The organism is Streptomyces malaysiensis subsp. malaysiensis, assembly GCF_040653035.1.
Taxonomy (GTDB): domain Bacteria; phylum Actinomycetota; class Actinomycetes; order Streptomycetales; family Streptomycetaceae; genus Streptomyces; species Streptomyces malaysiensis.
Map to the genome: position 1 here is coordinate 177,394 of NZ_JBEZNG010000009.1, position 17,993 is coordinate 195,386.

Annotated in this window: 24 protein-coding genes; 22 read left to right on the top strand and 2 right to left on the bottom strand. The window is 69.3% G+C overall.

The genetic code is table 11. From position 1 onward, the window contains the following. Positions 1-168: 168 nt before the first annotated feature. From rpsH to AB0E24_RS20585, 22 genes are all read left to right on the top strand, one after another. Entirely contained in the window at positions 169-567 is a 399-nt protein-coding gene (rpsH, locus tag AB0E24_RS20480) for a 30S ribosomal protein S8 (RefSeq protein WP_055556099.1), read from the top strand. A 20-nt stretch (positions 568-587) separates the two neighbouring features. Further along, positions 588-1,127, top strand: coding sequence for a 50S ribosomal protein L6 (rplF, locus tag AB0E24_RS20485; RefSeq protein ID WP_069865206.1), 540 nt, complete (start codon positions 588-590; stop codon positions 1,125-1,127). Positions 1,128-1,130: 3 nt separating this feature from the next. Next, complete coding sequence (rplR, locus tag AB0E24_RS20490; RefSeq protein WP_069865204.1) at positions 1,131-1,514, top strand: 50S ribosomal protein L18; 384 nt, start codon at positions 1,131-1,133, stop codon at positions 1,512-1,514. Positions 1,515-1,557: 43 nt separating this feature from the next. Next, on the top strand, positions 1,558-2,163 hold the full coding sequence (rpsE, locus tag AB0E24_RS20495) for a 30S ribosomal protein S5 (protein ID WP_030835127.1): 606 nt from the start codon (positions 1,558-1,560) through the stop codon (positions 2,161-2,163). Between the two features lie 2 nt (positions 2,164-2,165). Continuing rightward, positions 2,166-2,348: a 50S ribosomal protein L30 gene (rpmD, locus tag AB0E24_RS20500; protein WP_069865201.1), complete on the top strand. Its 183-nt coding sequence runs from the start codon at positions 2,166-2,168 to the stop codon at positions 2,346-2,348. A 1-nt stretch (position 2,349) separates the two neighbouring features. Continuing rightward, positions 2,350-2,814 (top strand): 50S ribosomal protein L15, encoded by a 465-nt coding sequence (gene rplO, locus AB0E24_RS20505; RefSeq protein WP_069865199.1) that lies wholly within the window; start codon positions 2,350-2,352, stop codon positions 2,812-2,814. A 203-nt stretch (positions 2,815-3,017) separates the two neighbouring features. Beyond that, entirely contained in the window at positions 3,018-4,331 is a 1,314-nt protein-coding gene (gene secY / locus AB0E24_RS20510; RefSeq protein WP_069865197.1) for a preprotein translocase subunit SecY, read from the top strand. Then, positions 4,331-4,987, top strand: a complete 657-nt coding sequence (locus AB0E24_RS20515; RefSeq protein ID WP_069865195.1) for an adenylate kinase — start codon at positions 4,331-4,333, stop codon at positions 4,985-4,987. Before secY ends, AB0E24_RS20515 begins: the two co-directional genes overlap by 1 nt. 92 nt (positions 4,988-5,079) lie before the next feature. Beyond that, positions 5,080-5,916 carry a type I methionyl aminopeptidase gene (gene map / locus AB0E24_RS20520; protein ID WP_069865193.1) on the top strand — a complete coding sequence of 279 codons (837 nt, stop codon included), beginning with the start codon at positions 5,080-5,082 and terminating at the stop codon, positions 5,914-5,916. A 149-nt stretch (positions 5,917-6,065) separates the two neighbouring features. Then, positions 6,066-6,287: a translation initiation factor IF-1 gene (gene infA, locus AB0E24_RS20525; protein ID WP_003956442.1), complete on the top strand. Its 222-nt coding sequence runs from the start codon at positions 6,066-6,068 to the stop codon at positions 6,285-6,287. Between the two features lie 28 nt (positions 6,288-6,315). After that, entirely contained in the window at positions 6,316-6,429 is a 114-nt protein-coding gene (gene rpmJ / locus AB0E24_RS20530; RefSeq protein WP_003956441.1) for a 50S ribosomal protein L36, read from the top strand. A gap of 211 nt (positions 6,430-6,640) precedes the next feature. Then, the gene (rpsM, locus tag AB0E24_RS20535) at positions 6,641-7,021 is read left to right on the top strand and encodes a 30S ribosomal protein S13 (RefSeq protein WP_030835145.1); all 381 of its coding nucleotides are present in this window, start codon (positions 6,641-6,643) and stop codon (positions 7,019-7,021) included. A 66-nt stretch (positions 7,022-7,087) separates the two neighbouring features. Continuing rightward, on the top strand, positions 7,088-7,492 hold the full coding sequence (gene rpsK / locus AB0E24_RS20540) for a 30S ribosomal protein S11 (protein ID WP_009715860.1): 405 nt from the start codon (positions 7,088-7,090) through the stop codon (positions 7,490-7,492). 28 nt (positions 7,493-7,520) lie between these two features. Beyond that, positions 7,521-8,147 (top strand): 30S ribosomal protein S4, encoded by a 627-nt coding sequence (gene rpsD, locus AB0E24_RS20545; protein ID WP_044571646.1) that lies wholly within the window; start codon positions 7,521-7,523, stop codon positions 8,145-8,147. Between the two features lie 129 nt (positions 8,148-8,276). Beyond that, a complete protein-coding gene (locus AB0E24_RS20550) occupies positions 8,277-9,299 on the top strand; it encodes a DNA-directed RNA polymerase subunit alpha (protein ID WP_009715858.1) in 1,023 nt (340 codons plus the stop codon). 112 nt (positions 9,300-9,411) lie between these two features. Further along, positions 9,412-9,939: a 50S ribosomal protein L17 gene (gene rplQ, locus AB0E24_RS20555; protein ID WP_069865191.1), complete on the top strand. Its 528-nt coding sequence runs from the start codon at positions 9,412-9,414 to the stop codon at positions 9,937-9,939. Between the two features lie 86 nt (positions 9,940-10,025). Beyond that, positions 10,026-10,889 (top strand): tRNA pseudouridine(38-40) synthase TruA, encoded by an 864-nt coding sequence (truA, locus tag AB0E24_RS20560; protein ID WP_359378726.1) that lies wholly within the window; start codon positions 10,026-10,028, stop codon positions 10,887-10,889. Between the two features lie 178 nt (positions 10,890-11,067). Next, the gene (locus AB0E24_RS20565; RefSeq protein ID WP_069865187.1) at positions 11,068-11,946 is read left to right on the top strand and encodes an STAS domain-containing protein; all 879 of its coding nucleotides are present in this window, start codon (positions 11,068-11,070) and stop codon (positions 11,944-11,946) included. After that, positions 11,943-12,353, top strand: coding sequence for an STAS domain-containing protein (locus tag AB0E24_RS20570; RefSeq protein WP_069865185.1), 411 nt, complete (start codon positions 11,943-11,945; stop codon positions 12,351-12,353). Before AB0E24_RS20565 ends, AB0E24_RS20570 begins: the two co-directional genes overlap by 4 nt. Before the next feature lie 37 nt (positions 12,354-12,390). After that, positions 12,391-12,816: an anti-sigma regulatory factor gene (locus tag AB0E24_RS20575; RefSeq protein ID WP_069865640.1), complete on the top strand. Its 426-nt coding sequence runs from the start codon at positions 12,391-12,393 to the stop codon at positions 12,814-12,816. After that, entirely contained in the window at positions 12,813-13,832 is a 1,020-nt protein-coding gene (locus AB0E24_RS20580; RefSeq protein WP_359378730.1) for a SpoIIE family protein phosphatase, read from the top strand. The genes AB0E24_RS20575 and AB0E24_RS20580 overlap by 4 nt, the downstream gene beginning before the upstream one ends. Beyond that, positions 13,829-15,061: a PP2C family protein-serine/threonine phosphatase gene (locus tag AB0E24_RS20585; RefSeq protein ID WP_069865182.1), complete on the top strand. Its 1,233-nt coding sequence runs from the start codon at positions 13,829-13,831 to the stop codon at positions 15,059-15,061. The genes AB0E24_RS20580 and AB0E24_RS20585 overlap by 4 nt, the downstream gene beginning before the upstream one ends. On the opposite strand, the gene AB0E24_RS20590 is transcribed toward AB0E24_RS20585, so the two are convergent. Then, positions 15,055-15,591, bottom strand: a complete 537-nt coding sequence (locus AB0E24_RS20590; RefSeq protein WP_099014561.1) for a hypothetical protein — start codon at positions 15,589-15,591, stop codon at positions 15,055-15,057. The genes AB0E24_RS20585 and AB0E24_RS20590 overlap by 7 nt on opposite strands. Positions 15,592-15,690: 99 nt before the next feature. Next, positions 15,691-17,787, bottom strand: coding sequence for a glycosyltransferase family 4 protein (locus AB0E24_RS20595; protein ID WP_359378734.1), 2,097 nt, complete (start codon positions 17,785-17,787; stop codon positions 15,691-15,693). Positions 17,788-17,993: the final 206 nt, after the last annotated feature.

Below are 17,993 nucleotides of genomic sequence, written 5' to 3' on the forward strand. Positions count from 1 at the left end.
GGATGGCGAGGCCCACCCGTCCGCTCCCGTAGAGTGGAACGGTTGGGCGCTCGCCGCCCAGAATCCTTACTACGCCGTAGGTCCCCGCGCCGCACCCGTGCCCGCCAGTGAGTGGGTGAGAGGGATGGCGCATACAGGAAACCCCGGCGAGAGAGGCCGAAGGCCATCATGACCATGACCGATCCGATCGCAGACATGCTGACGCGTCTGCGAAACGCGAACTCGGCGTACCACGACTCCGTCGTGATGCCCCACAGCAAGATCAAGTCGCATATCGCGGAGATCCTCCAGCAGGAGGGCTACATCACCGGCTGGAAGGTCGAGGACGCCGAGGTCGGCAAGAACCTCACCCTCGAGCTGAAGTTCGGCCCGAACCGCGAGCGCTCGATCGCCGGCATCAAGCGGATTTCGAAGCCGGGTCTGCGGGTCTACGCAAAGTCCACCAACCTGCCGAAGGTGCTCGGCGGCCTGGGCGTGGCGATCATCTCCACGTCGCACGGGCTCCTCACCGACAAGCAGGCCGGCAAGAAGGGCGTGGGTGGGGAAGTCCTCGCCTACGTCTGGTAACCAGGGAACGGAGGAAGCACATGTCGCGCATTGGCAAGCTGCCCATCCAGGTTCCCGCTGGTGTGGACGTCACCATCGATGGCCGCACGGTCGCCGTGAAGGGTCCCAAGGGCTCTCTCTCGCACACCGTCGCCGCGCCGATCGAGGTCGCCCAGGGTGAGGACAACGTGCTCGTTGTCAGCCGCCCCAACGACGAGCGTCAGAACAAGGCCCTGCACGGCCTGTCCCGCACGCTGGTGGCGAACATGATCACTGGCGTGACCCAGGGCTACAGCAAGGCGCTCGAGATCAGCGGTGTGGGTTACCGCGTCCAGGCCAAGGGCTCCAACCTGGAGTTCTCCCTGGGCTACAGCCACCCGATCCTGGTCGAGGCCCCCGAGGGCATCACCTTCAAGGTGGAGTCCCCGACCAAGCTGAGCGTCGAGGGCATCGACAAGCAGAAGGTCGGCGAGGTCGCCGCGAACATCCGCAAGCTGCGCAAGCCCGACCCGTACAAGGCCAAGGGCGTGAAGTACGCGGGCGAGGTCATCCGCCGCAAGGTCGGAAAGGCTGGTAAGTAAGCCATGGCATACGGTGTGAAGATCGCCAAGGGCAACGCCCGCAAGGCCGCTGCCGTCAAGCGGCGTCACATCCGCGTCCGCAAGCGGGTCTCCGGTACGCCGGCCCGTCCCCGCCTCGTGGTGACGCGGTCCAACCGTCACATGGTGGCGCAGGTCATCGACGACATCGCGGGCCACACCCTGGCCTCGGCGTCGACGCTGGACAGCTCCATCCGGGCGGCTGAGGGCGACAAGAGCGCCCAGGCGCAGCAGGTCGGCGCCCTGGTGGCCGAGCGGGCGAAGGCCGCGGGCATCGAGGCCGTCGTATTCGACCGCGGTGGCAACCAGTACGCCGGGCGGATCGCCGCTCTGGCGGACGCCGCCCGCGAGGCCGGGCTGAAGTTCTGAGCCCCGGTTCCAACGCAAAGCGGAAACGAGAGAGGTAAATCCAATGGCTGGACCCCAGCGCCGCGGTGGCGGCGCCGGTGGCGGCGAGCGGCGGGACCGGAAGGACCGGCGGGACGGTGGCGCTGCCGCCGAGAAGACCGCTTACGTCGAGCGTGTTGTCGCGATCAACCGCGTCGCCAAGGTTGTGAAGGGTGGTCGTCGCTTCAGCTTCACCGCGCTGGTCGTGGTGGGCGACGGTGACGGCACCGTGGGTGTCGGTTACGGCAAGGCCAAGGAGGTGCCGGCCGCGATCGCCAAGGGCGTGGAGGAGGCCAAGAAGCACTTCTTCAAGGTCCCCCGGATCGCCGGCACCATCCCGCACCCGATCCAGGGTGAGGAGGCCGCGGGTGTCGTGCTGCTGAAGCCGGCGTCCCCCGGTACCGGTGTGATCGCCGGTGGCCCGGTGCGCGCGGTGCTGGAGTGCGCGGGCATCCACGACGTGCTGAGCAAGTCGCTGGGCTCGTCGAACCCCATCAACATCGTGCACGCCACGGTGGCCGCTCTCCAGGGGCTTCAGCGCCCCGAGGAGATCGCCGCCCGTCGTGGTCTGCCGCTGGAGGACGTCGCCCCCGCCGCTCTGCTGCGGGCGCGTGCCGGGGTGGGTGTGTGAGCATGCCCCGCCTGAAGATCACGCAGACGAAGTCCTACATCGGCAGCAAGCAGAACCACCGTGACACGCTGCGTTCGCTCGGGCTGAAGAAGCTCGGCGACGTGGTCGTCAAGGAGGACCGCCCCGAGTTCCGCGGCATGGCGCAGACCGTGCGGCACCTCGTGACGGTCGAGGAGGTCGACTGACATGACCGCATCTTCGGGGAGTAACCCGCTGAAGGTCCACAACCTCCGGCCCGCCCCGGGCGCCAAGACCGCCAAGACCCGTGTCGGTCGTGGTGAGGCGTCCAAGGGTAAGACCGCTGGTCGTGGCACCAAGGGCACGAAGGCCCGCTACCAGGTTCCGGAGCGCTTCGAGGGTGGGCAGATGCCCCTCCACATGCGGCTCCCGAAGCTCAAGGGCTTCAAGAACCCGTTCCGCACCGAGTACCAGGTCGTGAACCTGGACAAGCTGACCGCGCTCTACCCCGAGGGTGGCGAGGTCACGGTGGCCGATCTGGTCGCCAAGGGTGCGGTTCGCAAGAACCAGCTCGTCAAGGTGCTGGGCAACGGTGAGGTCTCCGTGGCGCTCCAGGTGACGGTCGACGCCGTCTCCGGCTCCGCCAAGGAGAAGATCACCGCTGCTGGTGGCACCGTCACCGAGCTCGTCTGAGCAACGTGCGGATCTGACCGGGGGTGCCCCAGATACGGGGCATCCCCGGTTGGTCGTTCCAAGCGGGGCCAGGTCGCCGGTAAGGTGGCGTGCGTTGTTACCTTCCGCGCGGTACGTCTCGCGCGGGTGCTGGCTGATAAGTATTCGTCGATCCTCAAGACCGTCACCTCTCGCGCAAGCACGCGGGGGGCGCAGGAGGCACCGTGCTCACCGCGTTCGCCCGGGCGTTCAAGACGCCCGACCTGCGCAAGAAGCTGCTGTTCACTCTGGGCATCATCGTGCTGTTCAGGCTCGGGCAACACATCCCGATCCCGGGCATCGACTACAAGAACGTCCAGACGTGCATGGACCTCGCCAAGGGCCAGCAGGGGCTGTTCGGCTTGGTCAACATGTTCAGTGGTGGCGCACTGCTCCAGATCACCATCTTCGCGCTAGGGATCATGCCGTACATCACGGCGAGTATCATCCTTCAGCTGCTGACCGTGGTGATCCCGCGTCTCGAGGCCCTCAAGAAAGAGGGCCAATCCGGTCAGGCGAAGATCACGCAGTACACCCGCTACCTGACCATCGCGCTGGCGATTCTCCAGGGCACCGGACTCGTCGCCACCGCCCGCAGTGGTTCGCTCTTCCAGAGCTGCCCGGTCGGCGGTCAGATCGTCCGGGACGACTCGATCTTCACCACCGCTGTGATGGTCATCACGATGACCGCCGGTACCGCGCTGATCATGTGGCTCGGTGAGCTGGTCACCGACCGCGGCATCGGCAACGGCATGTCCATCCTGATGTTCGTCTCGATCGCCGCCGGTTTCCCGAGCGCGATGTGGAGCATCAAGCAGCAGGGCAAGATCATGGGCGGCTGGCTGGAGTTCGGCCTGGTGATCCTCTGTGGTCTGGCCATGGTCGGCCTGGTGGTCTTTGTCGAGCAGGCCCAGCGCCGGATCCCCGTGCAATACGCCAAACGCATGATCGGCCGTCGTTCGTACGGCGGTACGTCCACCTACATCCCGATGAAGGTGAACCAGGCGGGTGTGATTCCCGTGATCTTCGCCTCATCGCTGCTGTACATTCCGGCGCTGATCGTCCAGTTCTCCAATTCGAAGGCCGGCTGGGCGACCTGGATCTCGCAGAACTTCGTCAAGGGCGACCACCCGATCTACATCGCCACGTACTTCCTGCTGATCGTCTTCTTCGCATTCTTCTATGTCGCCATCAGCTTCAACCCCGAAGAAGTTGCCGACAACATGAAGAAGTATGGTGGGTTCATCCCGGGTATCCGGGCTGGTCGTCCCACCGCGGAGTATCTGAGCTACGTGCTGAACCGCATCACGTGGCCCGGTGCGCTCTATCTGGGCCTGATCGCCCTGGTGCCCACGGTGGCGCTGGTGACGCTCAACGCCAATCAGAACTTCCCGTTCGGCGGCACGAGCATCCTGATCATCGTGGGTGTCGGCCTGGAGACTGTGAAGCAGATCGAGAGCCAGCTTCAGCAGCGACACTACGAAGGGTTCCTCCGCTGATGCGAATCGTCCTCGTCGGACCTCCGGGAGCCGGCAAGGGTACGCAGGCCGCGTACCTCGCCGAGAAGCTGTCCATCCCGCATATCTCCACAGGCGACCTGTTCCGCGCGAACATCAGCCAAGGCACTTCCCTCGGCAAGCAGGCGCAGGAGTACATGCGGGCCGGGCAGCTGGTGCCGGACGAGGTCACGATCGGCATGGCGGAGGACCGGCTGGACCAGCCGGACGCGGAGCAGGGCTTTCTGCTGGACGGGTTCCCCCGGAACCAGATCCAGGCCGAGGCCCTGGACGCCTATCTGGCGGAGCGCGGTGTCTCGCTGGACGCGGTGCTGGACCTGGAGGTCCCCGAGTCCGAGGTGATCAAGCGCATCGCGGGCCGTCGCACCTGTCGCAACGACAGCTCGCACACCTTCCATGTGGAGTACAAGCCGTCGAAGGTCCCGGGCGTGTGCGACACCTGCGGCGGCGAGCTGTACCAGCGCGAGGACGACAGTGAGGAAACGGTCCGCAAGCGCCTCGAGGTCTACCACCGGGAGACCGAGCCGATCATCGACTACTACAAGGCCAAGGGCCTGGTGGTGACGATCTCGGCGCTCGGCAAGGTGGCCGAGGTCACCCAGCGGGCGATGGACGCCCTGGCCGCCAAGGCGGCCTAGGGACCCACAGCTGACCGGCCGCGATGCCCCGCCCGGGGCATCGCGGCCGTACTGTTGAGCAGATACGTGTATGAACCGCGGAAGGCTGAGTGATGGTGGAGATCAAGACCCCCGAGCAGATCGCGAAGATGCGTGAGGCGGGGCTGGTCGTCGCCGCCATCCATGAGGCGACGCGGGCGGCGGCCGTCCCCGGCGCCAGCACCAAGGACCTGGACGACGTCGCCCGTAAGGTCCTCGCCGACCACGGCGCCAAGTCGAACTTCCTGGGCTACGGCGGCTTCCCCGCCACGATCTGCACCTCCGTGAACGATGTCGTGGTGCACGGCATCCCGGACCGGGAGACCGTCCTGAAGGACGGCGACATCATCTCCGTCGACGCGGGCGCGATCGTGGACGGCTGGCACGGCGACGCCGCCTTCACGGTCTTCGTGGGCACCGGCCACGCTCCGGAGCTGCACGAGCTCAGCCGGGTCACCGAGGAGTCGATGTGGGCCGGGATCGCGGCGGTCCGCAAGGGCAACCGGCTCGTCGACATCTCCAAGGCGATCGAGGGCTACATCCGCCGCCAGCCCCGCCCGGCCTCCGGCAAGTACGGGATCATCGAGGACTACGGCGGCCATGGCATCGGCAGCCAGATGCATATGGACCCGCATCTGCTGAACTACGTCTCCAAGAAGCGCGGCAAGGGCCCCCGGCTGGTCACCGGCTTCTGTATCGCGATCGAGCCCATGGTGAGCCTGGGCACCGCGAAGACGCACGTACTGTCCGACGACTGGACGGTCAAGACCGACGACGGGACCTGGTCGAGCCACTGGGAGCACTCGGTCGCGCTGACCGAGGCGGGCCCGCTGGTGCTGACCGCCGTGGACGGCGGCAAGGCCAAGCTGGCCGAGCTGGGCGTGGAGACCGCGCCGGACCCGCTGGGCTGACGCCCCCGAGGGCATAAAGATCTCAAAATCGGGGCATGATGCCTCGGATTCGTGTTTCGGGATGCCCTGACGTAGACTGACACGTCGGCTCTCGCATGCCCTCCCGCATGTCGCGAGCCGATCAAGGTAGCCGATCCCGAAAGCAGGACATGGCCAAGAAGCAAGGCGCCATCGAAATCGAGGGCACCGTGATCGAGTCTCTGCCGAACGCGATGTTCAAGGTGGAGCTTCAGAACGGTCACAAGGTCCTCGCGCACATCAGCGGCAAGATGCGTATGCACTACATCCGCATCCTGCCCGATGACCGGGTCGTCGTGGAGCTGTCTCCGTACGACCTCACGCGCGGACGGATCGTCTACCGCTACAAGTAGATCTCACGACCCGGAGAACCTCACACCCATGAAGGTCAAGCCGAGCGTCAAGAAGATCTGCGACAAGTGCAAGGTGATCCGCCGCCACGGCCGGGTCATGGTCATCTGCGACAACCTGCGCCACAAGCAGCGCCAGGGCTGACGTACGCCGGCCGCAGACCTGCACCATTCGCAGCAATCTTCGCGCGACGCATAACTGAACGTACATACGCAGTCACCCGTTCCCCTGGCGCCGTTACGACGTTTCTACGGTGTCTCGGGAGCGACACCCCCGGTCGGAGGCCGGGGACCCGGCCCGCCCGGCCGGGAGTGGTGCTGCGGAAGACCTCCGACAACCATCTGGAGCCAGATTCATGGCACGCCTCGCAGGCGTTGATCTCCCGCGCGACAAGCGCGTCGAGGTCGCCCTCACCTACGTCTTCGGCATCGGTCGCACCCTTGCCCAGCAGACGCTCGCCAACACCGGCGTGAACCCGGACACCCGCGTTCGCGACCTGGGCGAAGAGGACCTGGTCAAGATCCGCGAGTATGTGGACAACAACATCAAGACCGAGGGTGACCTCCGTCGCGAGATCCAGGCCGACATCCGTCGCAAGGTCGAGATCGGCTGCTACCAGGGGCTGCGCCACCGCCGCGGCCTTCCGGTCCACGGCCAGCGCACCAGCACCAACGCCCGCACCCGCAAGGGCCCGCGTCGCGCCATCGCCGGTAAGAAGAAGCCGGGCAAGAAGTAGTCCGCACCGGACGCTGACAAGCGGTCCGTGCTGTAGGACCGACCACCTCCACGGGAGAATTCAGGAATGCCTCCGAAGAGCAGGACGGCCGGCGCCAAGAAGGTGCGCCGCAAGGAAAAGAAGAACGTCGCCCACGGGCACGCTCACATCAAGAGCACGTTCAACAACACCATCGTCTCGATCACCGACCCGACCGGGAACGTGATCTCTTGGGCCTCGGCCGGCCACGTCGGCTTCAAGGGCTCGCGCAAGTCCACTCCGTTCGCCGCGCAGATGGCCGCCGAGTCGGCCGCCCGCCGCGCGCAGGAGCACGGCATGCGCAAGGTCGACGTGTTCGTCAAGGGTCCGGGCTCCGGCCGTGAGACCGCGATCCGCTCGCTCCAGGCCACCGGCCTGGAGGTGGGGTCGATCCAGGACGTCACTCCGACTCCGCACAACGGATGCCGCCCGCCCAAGCGCCGGCGCGTCTGACCGGCTGAAGTAGGAGACAACACAAACAATGGCGCGTTACACCGGGGCCGACTGCAAGCGTTGCCGTCGGGAGAAGCAGAAGCTCTTCCTCAAGGGGAGCAAGTGCGAGAGCGCGAAGTGCCCGATCGAGATCCGTCCTTACCCCCCGGGTGAGCACGGTCGCGGGCGCACCAAGGACAGCGAGTACCTCCTTCAGCTCCGTGAGAAGCAGAAGGCCACCCGCATCTACGGTGTCCTTGAGAAGCAGTTCCGTGGTTACTACGCGGAGGCGAACAAGAAGACCGGCAAGACCGGTGAGAACCTTCTTCGCATCCTCGAGACCCGCCTCGACAACGTGGTCTACCGGGCCGGCTTCGCCAAGTCCCGCGACCACGCCCGTCAGCTGGTCCGCCACGGCCACATCAATGTGAACGGCCGCAAGACCGACATCCCGTCGGCCCGCGTCACCGTGAACGACATCATCGAGGTACGTCCGAAGTCCCGGACCCTGACCCCCTTCCAGGTGGCTCAGGCCGAGGCGGGCGAGCGCACGGTGCCGGCGTGGCTGGAGGCCATTCCGTCGCAGCTGCGGATCCTCGTGCACTCCATGCCCGAGCGCCAGGTGATCGACACCCAGGTGCAGGAGCAGCTGATCGTCGAGCTCTACTCCAAGTAGTAGCGAGGCTCGCCGGCGCAGCCGGCTGATGTGAGGTTCGGGCGGTACGGAGCCGTTTGGCACGTACCGCCCGTACCATTAAAGGGTTCGGCGTCAAATAGCGGGCGCCGGAGACTGGAGGCAAAACCCATGCTGATCGCTCAGCGTCCCTCGTTGACCGAAGAGGTCGTCGACGAGTTCCGCTCCCGGTTCGTGATCGAGCCGCTGGAGCCGGGCTTCGGCTACACCCTCGGAAACTCCCTGCGTCGTACGCTCCTCTCCTCGATCCCCGGTGCGGCTGTCACCAGCATCCGGATCGACGGGGTCCTGCACGAGTTCACCACCGTGCCGGGCGTCAAGGAGGACGTCACCGACCTGATCCTCAACATCAAGCAGCTGGTCGTCTCGAGCGAGCACGACGAGCCGGTTGTGATGTACCTGCGCAAGCAGGGCCCGGGTCTGGTCACCGCCGCCGACATCGCCCCGCCGGCCGGTGTCGAGGTGCACAACCCGGACCTGGTCCTGGCCACGCTGAACGGCAAGGGCAAGCTGGAGATGGAGCTGACCGTCGAGCGCGGTCGCGGCTATGTCTCCGCCGTGCAGAACAAGCAGGTCGGCCAGGAGATCGGCCGGATCCCGGTCGACTCGATCTACTCGCCGGTGCTCAAGGTCACCTACAAGGTCGAGGCGACCCGTGTCGAGCAGCGCACCGACTTCGACAAGCTGATCGTCGACGTCGAGACCAAGCAGGCCATGCGGCCGCGCGACGCCATGGCGTCGGCCGGTAAGACCCTGGTCGAGCTGTTCGGCCTGGCCCGCGAGCTCAATGTGGACGCCGAGGGCATCGACATGGGCCCGTCCCCGACGGACGCCGCCCTCGCCGCCGATCTGGCGCTGCCGATCGAGGAGCTCGAGCTCACCGTCCGTTCGTACAACTGCCTGAAGCGCGAGGGCATCCACTCCGTGGGTGAGCTCGTGGCGCGCTCCGAGGCGGACCTGCTCGACATCCGGAACTTCGGCGCCAAGTCGATCGACGAGGTCAAGGCGAAGCTGGCCGGGATGGGCCTGGCGCTCAAGGACAGCCCGCCCGGATTCGACCCGACCGCCGCCGCTGACGCCTTCGGCGCCGACGACGACGCGGATGCGGGTTTCGTCGAGACCGAGCAGTACTAGAACCTGCTGGTCCGCTGTGGCTGAGGTCTTGTCCTCAATCGCCGGACAGGCTGGATTTTGTTCACTGACACCGGTACCTGATACGGCCGGTGCAGACATCTAGGAGATAGACATGCCGAGGCCCACCAAGGGCGCCCGTCTGGGCGGCAGCGCTGCGCACGAGCGGCTTCTGCTGGCGAACCTCGCCACCGCGCTGTTCGAGCACGGCCGGATCACCACCACCGAGGCGAAGGCCCGACGCCTGCGCCCGGTCGCGGAGAAGCTGGTCACCAAGGCGAAGAAGGGCGACCTTCACAACCGCCGTCTGGTGCTCCAGACCATCCGCGACAAGAGCGTTGTGCACACTCTCTTCACCGAGATCGGGCCGCGCTACGAGAACCGCCCGGGTGGTTACACCCGCATCACCAAGATCGGTAACCGTCGTGGCGACAACGCCCCGATGGCGGTCATCGAGCTGGTCGAGGCGTTGACGGTGCAGCAGGAGGCCGTCGGCGAGGCGGAGGCGGCCACCAAGCGCACCGCCAAGGACGCCGCCGGTGACCAGGCCGTCGCGGACCTCAAGAAGGAGACCCCGGCTGCCGAGGCCGCCGAGGCTCCGGCCGAGGCCGAGGCTCCGGCCGAGGAGTCGAAGGACGCCTGAGGCGCCTTGACGGCTTTCGTTCACACGGACGGGCCCGCCCCCAGATCCTGGGAGCGGGCCCGTTCCGCATGGAGAGGAACGGTTGGGTGAGTGACGAGGCGGCGCCCGGTTTCGTACGGGTCCGGCTGGATCTGGCCTACGACGGCCAGGAGTTCTCGGGCTGGGCCAAGCAGCGCGAGCGGCGCACCGTACAGGGCGAACTGGAGGGTGCGCTGCGGACGGTGACGCGCTCTTCGGAGACCTTCGAGCTGACCGTCGCGGGCCGCACCGACGCCGGGGTCCACGCCCGGGGCCAGGTGGCGCATGTGGATCTGCCCGAGGAGCTGTGGGCCGAGCACCGGGACAAGCTGCTGCGGCGGCTGGCCGGACGGCTGCCCCATGACGTACGGGTCTGGAAGGTCGCCGAGGCCCCGCCCGGGTTCAACGCCCGCTTCTCCGCGATCTGGCGGCGCTACGCCTACCGGGTCACCGACCACCCCGGCGGGGTCGATCCGCTGCTGCGCGGCCATGTGCTGTGGCACGACTGGCCGCTGGACGTGGCCGCCATGAACGCGGCCTCCGAACGGCTCCTGGGCGAGCACGACTTCGCCGCGTACTGCAAGAAGCGGGACGGCGCCACCACCATCCGCACCCTCCAGCGGCTGGAGTGGGCGCGCGGGGCGGACGGTGTCATCACGGCCACGGTGCGGGCGGACGCCTTCTGCCACAACATGGTGCGCTCGCTGGTGGGCGCCCTGCTCTTCGTGGGCGACGGACACCGCTCCCCGGACTGGCCGGCCAAGGTGCTCGCCGCGGGAGTGCGCGACTCCGCCGTCCATGTGGTCCGGCCCCATGGCCTGACCCTGGAGGAGGTCGGCTATCCGGCCGACGGCCAACTCGCCGCCCGTAACCGGGAGTCCCGCAACAAGCGCTCCCTGCCGGGCGCGACGGCGATTTCCGGCTGCTGCTGAACCGGGCGGGTGTGGGGCCGTCGATCGCGGGGTACCCGCCACGCGCATCGTGTGCGGTAACGACTGGGCGACAGGAGTCAAGGCGGCACGGCGATCGGCATGATGCGGCTTCCGGGGCCACCGGAAGATCGATAAAATTTGCCAACCGACAACGGTCGCCGACCGCGAAGGGATCCGCGTGAGTACCAGCGAGGCCGCTGTGCGAGAGCGCTTGACCAGGGCGCTCCAGGAACGCGGCGAGGAGATCGCCGATCGGTGGGTCGAGCTGCAAATGGAGCAGGCCCTGCTCGACACCGACATCGGCGAGGCCGAACTCCGCGAGGAGGCCGACGCGTTGATCGAGGCGCTGGTCCCGGGCCTTCACAGCGGGGTGCCGGTGGACCGTGTGGTGACCTCCACCCCGGGGCTGCACGAGGCCGTGGTCGGGCTTTCCCTGCGCCGGGCGCGGGCCGGGGCCACGCCCACGGCGACCTCGCTCGCGGTGCTCGCGCTCAAGGAGGCGCTGCTCAAGGCGGTGCAGCGGGACACCCGGGACGCCGAGGAGCTGTTCGCCTCGGCCGTCTTCATGAACCGGCTGCTCGATGTGGCGGGGGCGCTGTCCTTCGAGACGTATGTGGAGGGCCGGGAGGAGATCATCCGCCGGCAGAGCCAGCAGTTGATGGAGCAGTCGACACCGGTGGTGCGGCTGTGGCGGCAGGTGCTGGCCGTGCCGCTGATCGGCACGCTGGACACCGCCAGGACCCAGGTGGTGATGGAGAATCTGCTCCAGGCCATCCAGGACCATGAGGCGCTGGTCGCGATCGTCGACATCACGGGTGTGCCGACGGTGGACACCGCCGTCGCCCAGCATCTGATGCAGACCGTCAACGCGGTGCGGCTGATGGGCGCGGACTGTGTGATCAGCGGGGTGCGCCCCTCGATCGCCCAGACCATCGCCCAGCTCGGCATCGATCTGTCCACCATCCTCACGCGGGGGACGCTGGCCGACGCGCTGGCCGCCGCGATCAAGCTGATCGACGGGCCCGGTCCCGACGGTGACGAAGGAGACGGTCGGTGACCGGTCATCGCTCGCCCGGTGTTCCCATTCTGCGACTGGGAGATGTCCTGGTCACCGGCCTGCTCAATGAGCTCGACGACCGGGCCGCCATCGCCTTCACCGAGGAGCTGACCGAGCGGATCTCGGCCGAGGGCGCCCGTGGGGTGCTCATCGACATCTCCCGGCTGGAGGTCATCGACTCCTTCGTGGCCCGGACGCTGATGGAGCTGACCACGGTGGCCCGGCTGCTGGGGGCCCGGGTGATCGTGGCCGGGATGCGACCGCCGGTGGCGATCACCCTGGTCGAGCTGGGGATCGAGCTCGTCGGTGTGGAGACCGCACTCAATCCGGAGCAGGGCTTGGCCGCGCTGGGGTGGCGTCAGGCCCCGCAGCCCCTGGAAGGGGCCCGACGTGGCACTGCCCGGTGAATCCATCCTCGCCTCCCGCGGGGCCAAGAGGCCCGCGCTGACGGAGGACCGGCGCCCGCCCGCGCCGGCCTCCTATCCGGTGCGCACGGAGGAGGACCTGCTGTCGGTCCGCCACGCGGTGCGCGCGGCCACCGTCGAGGTGGGCTTCGGCCTGGTGGACCAGACCCGTGTGGTCACGGCCGCCAGCGAGCTCGCCCGTAACGCCTTCGTCCACGGGGGCGGTGGCACGGTGACCCTGGAGTATCCGCGCGATCCCCGTGGGCGGCGGGGGCTGCGGCTGATCGTCAAGGACGAGGGGCCGGGCATCGTGGACCTCGACGCGGCGCTCACCGACGGCTTCACCACCGGCGCGGGGCTGGGCCATGGACTGGGCGGCGCGCGGCGGCTGATGGACGAGTTCACCGTGCGCACCGGTCCGGGCGAGGGCACGGTGGTGGTCGTCACCCGCTGGCTGGCCTGGTGATCCATACGTTCACGGCGCCCACCGCACAGGTGCGCGTCGACCACCACAGCGCCGTGCACCTGGCCGCCGAGACGGCGCGTGAGGTGGCCCGGGAGTGCGAGCTGCCGGGGGCGCTGCCCGATCAGGCGGCGGTGATCGCCTCGGAGCTGGCGACCAACCTGGACAAGTACGCCAGCGACGGCACGCTCTACGTCCAGCCGCTGCCGCTGGGCCGGGGGGTGGAGATCCTCGCCGCCGACCGGGGCCCCGGGATGCGCGACCCCGAGCGCTGTCTGGCGGACGGCTACACCACCGCCGGAACGCTGGGCGTCGGGCTCGGCGCCGTCAAGCGGATGGCGACCCACTTCACCATCCGCAGCACGGGCGGCGCCGACGCGGGCACCTGGGCCTGCGCCCGCCTCACCGCGCCGGGCGAGCAGCGGCCCGAGTGGCAGGGGGCGGGGGCCGTATGTCTGCCCGCCGAAGGGGAGGAGAGCTGTGGCGACGCCCGCGCGATCGTCGACACGGACGCCGCCCGCACCGCTGCCGTCCTCGACGGCCTCGGCCACGGCCGGCCCGCCGCCGAGGCGGCCCAGGCGGCGCTGCGGACCTTCCACGCCGACCCCGACCGGCCGCTTCCGGAGGTGCTCAACCGGATGAACCGGGCCCTGCGGCACACCCGGGGGGCGGCCGTGGGGCTGCTGCGGCTGCGGGCCGATCACGCCGACTACTGCGGCATCGGCAACATCCGCGCCCTCGCCCTGACCCCCGACGGCGTCCAGCACCGGCTGACCGGGCAGCCCGGGATCGTCGGCTGGGGCATGCCCACCCCGCGCGTCCACGGCTTCCCGCTGCCCCAGGGCGCCACGGCGGTGCTGCACAGCGACGGGATCGACGCCCGCTGGGCACTCGACCCGCCCCCTTCCGTGCTCCGCCTTCCGCCGCCCCTGCTGTCCGCCGCACTCGCCCATGGCCATCGCCGCGTCCGCGACGACGCCACGGTCCTCGCGGCCAGGTCCCCCTTAAGGCTTCCATGACGACGAGGAACCTCACCTGCGCCACGACGGCCGGGCTCAGCCGGGCCGTTCGGGCGCTGGCACGGGAGCACGCCCTGGACCCGGCGGTCCGGGCGCGCCTCGTGCTGTCCGCGGCCGAGGCCGCCGGGGCGGCGCTGCGCGCCGGGCGGGAGACCGTTCTGGAGTGGGCGTACGACCCGGACGAGGGGCTGCTCACGGTGGTGCTGCGCACGCCGGGCGATACGGGTCCATCGGCGGCGGACCTCCCGATGGCCCCCGACGCGGTGACCGGGGAGGAGGTGGTCTGGCGCCTCCCGGCGGCCCCACCCGCGTCCACCGCGGTCGTGACCGCGGTGGACGCCACTGAAGAGGCGCCCGGCGACGAGGCCCTCGCCGCGGAGGAGCTGCGCGCCGTCGTGGCCGCCGCCGACGCGCTCACCGCCGAGCACCGCCGCCTCAACGACGAACTCGCGGAGACCAACAGCGGGGTGCTCGCGCTCTACGTCCAGCTCGACGAGCGGGACAAGCAGTTGCGCACCGCGCACGGCCAGACCCTGCGCGAGCTGGAGGACGCGCTGCGCCCGCCGCCCATCGAGGCCGACGGGCTCGAACTCGCCGTGCACTACGCGCCGGCCGGCACCGACGCGCCCACCGGCGGGGATCTGTACGACTGGTTCGTGCTGCCCGACGGCACCGTCCACATCACCATCGTGGACGCGCTGGGCCATGGGGTGACCAGTACGCGCAGCGCGCTCAACGTCACCCACGCGGTGCGCACCCTGGCCCTGGAGGGCCATCGCCTCCAGTCGATCGTGGCCCGCACCGACGAGATCCTGCGCCCCTTCGACCGGTCCGTGATGGCCACCGTGCAGCTCGCCCGCATCGATCCGGCCACCGGTGAGCTCTGGCTGGCCAACGGGAGCCATCCGCCCGCGCTGCTGCTGCGCCGCGACGGGGCGGCCCGGTATCTGGAGGCCCGGGGGCGCGGGATCGGCTTTCCGCTGCCCGGGAGCGAGACGCCGCTGACCGAGCGGCTGGCCCCCGGGGACCTCCTCCTGCTCTACACCGACGGTCTCACCGAGAGCCGCCGGGACCCGATCGAGGGTGAGAAGCGCCTGGTCGAGGCGGCGCACAAGCACCTTCAGAGCCCGATCGAGGAGGTCCCCGGCGCCATCGCGGAGGAGATGCACACGGTGATCCTGCATCCGGATGACACCCTCGCGCTGGCGGTGCGGCTCACCGGTCAGTGATCGGCGGCCGGGCCGAGGCGCTGCCGCGGGATGCGGCCCCGCTCGAGGTCCCGCTGACGGGGGACCGGGGGCGGGAGCGGGCGCTCGTCATGCGGCTGTGCGCGGACCAGTTGCTCGAACAGGGGCCGCGCCGCGACCAGCGCCTCCCGCATCCGCTCGGTGGCGGCCTCGGCTCCCTCACCGTGGTTCATCCGCGCCGCCATGGCGTGCAGCCGGCGGTAGCCCTCGATCTCCCGGGGGTGACGGACGGACAGCGCGTCCATCCGCTTCTCGTCGGACTCGGCCGGATAGCCGCGGTCGACGGCCAACGCGCCGAGCAGCCGGTCGGCTTCGCGCAGCGCCCATCCGGGGGAGTCGACGAACCGCTCCTGGAGGCCCGCCCACCGTGCCGCGTACTGCTCCCTGGCTTCCGAGGGCAGGCTCCGGACCGGCAGATCGCCCTTGCGGCCCTGCCGCACCGAGGGGGCGATCACCAGGCCGGCCATGGCGGCCAGGGCCGCCACCAGGATGATGAGCGTGACTGTTGACATCGTCATGCCTTCCGCAGAGATTTCCCTCGCTCGAGGCTGTTATCACCGAGTGTTACCGGTGATCTCCGCGGCAAACACCGCACCTATGACCCAAGTCCCTCAATTCCCTGTGGGGAGGGAGGTGATGGAGAGGTCATTGGTGCGGGTGAGCTGGGGCCGGACACCGTGGGTGACCGGGAAGAGGTCCGTTTTGTCGCGGTCCACGATGTCGCCCACGATCCGGCCGATCCGGATGGGGGTCTCGCTCCCGGTGGACTTATGGAGCGTCAGGGTCCAGACGGCGGTGCCCTGATCGCCGTCACGGGCTTGCTCGATCCGCTCGTACGGCACGGTGAAGCGGAACCGGCCGCCGTCGAGCGCCGTGACCCCGGTGAGGAACGGGCGGGCCGGGCCCCGGGACGGGGTGGCCACCGCGGTCGGGGCCGCGTCGGGTCCGAAACGCGCCCCGTGCAGGGTGCCTTCGACCGCGAGCCCTTCGGCGTCCATGCGGATCACCCGGGCCTCGGCGTGGGCCGGGCGCCGCCAGGCGCGCAGCGCGAGATAGCCGTCGACGGTGGGGTAGGGGATCCACCAGGTGAACGGGGAGCCGGGCAGCGGCTCCAGGCCCAGCAGCCCGCGCCCCTCGGCGAAGCGGCACCCCACCCGGCGGCGGACGCCGTCGGAGGGGCGGACCACATGCAGATCCCAGCGGCCCTCGGCGAGGTCGAGCGTGGCCCGGTCGAGCGTGGCCGTCCAGGGCGCGGACGGCCCGGCGTCGGCCGGGGGCAGCAGCGGAACGCGGAAGGGGGTCTCGTCGCTCCTCCGGCGGGTGACGGTCAGTTCGAGCTCGCCGTGCAGGTCGGTCGGCTCCAGCAGTACCGACAGATTGCCCTCGGCGGTGACCCGGCAGGACCCGACGGGCCGCAGCGGCCTGCGGATCAGCTGCTTGACCGCGCCCTTGAGGGTGGAGGCCAGCGGCGCCCCGGCCGCCTTGCCCCACGAGGGCGCTGCCGTACGGCGCCGGTGGGCCGGGGCCGCGGTGGAGCGGGCGGTGTGGAGTTCCTCGATGAGCCGCTCGTAGGCGGCGGCCACGCGCTCGGGTGCGTACCGCCGCGCCGAGATACGGGCCGCCTCGCCCATCGAGCGGCGCAGTTCATCGTCCTCGATCAGGGTCAGCAGCCCCTTGGCGATCGCGTCGGAGTCGCCGACCGGCACCAGCAGACCGTCCCGGCCATCGGTGATGATCTCGCCCGGCCCGTGCGGGCAGTCGGTGGCGACCACCGGCAGCCCGCAGTGCATCGCCTCCACGATCGTCATGCCGAAGGACTCCTCGCGGGAGGTGACGGCGGCGATCGCGCCCTTGGCCCACTCGGTCTCGATGGGGGAGTGGGCGCCCATGAGCGTGATGTGCCCGGACAGCCCGAGCTCGTCGATCTGGCGGCGCAGCGCGGGGAGTTGGGGGCCGCGGCCGTAGATGCGCAACCGCCAGTCGGGGTGTTTGGCGGCGACCGTCTCCCAGGCGGCCACCAGCAGGTCGTAGCGCTTGACGGGGATCAGCCGGCCCGCGGCCACGACCAGTTTGGCGCGGCCGTCGGAGGGCTCGATCCCGGTGGCGGGCACGCCGTTGGGCAAGGCGGTCAGCCGGGTGGTGACACCGGGGAGATGGGCCCGGTGGGTCGCGGCGTCGGCCTCGGAGACGGAGGTGTACGCGTCGAGGTGGGGTATGGCGGCGTCGCAGGCGGCGCGGATCTCGGCGCGGTGGGTGCCGTGGAGCCGGTGCTCCTGGCCGATCCGCAGAAAGCGGCCGGTGCGGCCGAGCGCGGCGAGATAGATGACCAGGCCGGGGCGGGTGGCGATGACGACATCGGCGTCGGTGCGGTCGAGGTGGTCGGCCACGCGCTCATCGGTGAGGGCGTTGAAGTTGGTGGTACCCCTGGCCTCGGCGGCGGGGATATGGGCGCTGGGCCGCGTCAGCAGCGGATGGCCGAGGTCGGTGGCCCCGCGCCCGGCGGGCCCGGAGTCCTCGCGGGGGCGCAGGTCGATCAGGGGTCTGAGCCGCACGGCGGGGTGGAGGGGGAGGTTCGGGGCGTCGATGGTGCGGATCAGGGAGACGATCTCCACGGTGTGGTGATCGGCGAGCGCCCCGGCCACATTGAAGGTCGACCGGATGGTGCCGCCGATGCCATAGGCGTTGTGGAGCAGGAAAGAAATCTTCACGGTGATGTACGCGCGGCGGCGCTGAACTGCCGCGACGTGCCCTCCCCTCCGAAGCCGTGCTGTGTTCTGGCTCCGAACCATGCTGCATTGGGCCGATATGGGGCCGGTGTGATGCCGGTATGGAGTCAGTAAGGACCGATCGGTCGGTAAGACTGGTCAGGGCGCCGAAGGTTGCTTATGCGTGTGGTGATATGGGATCCACCACA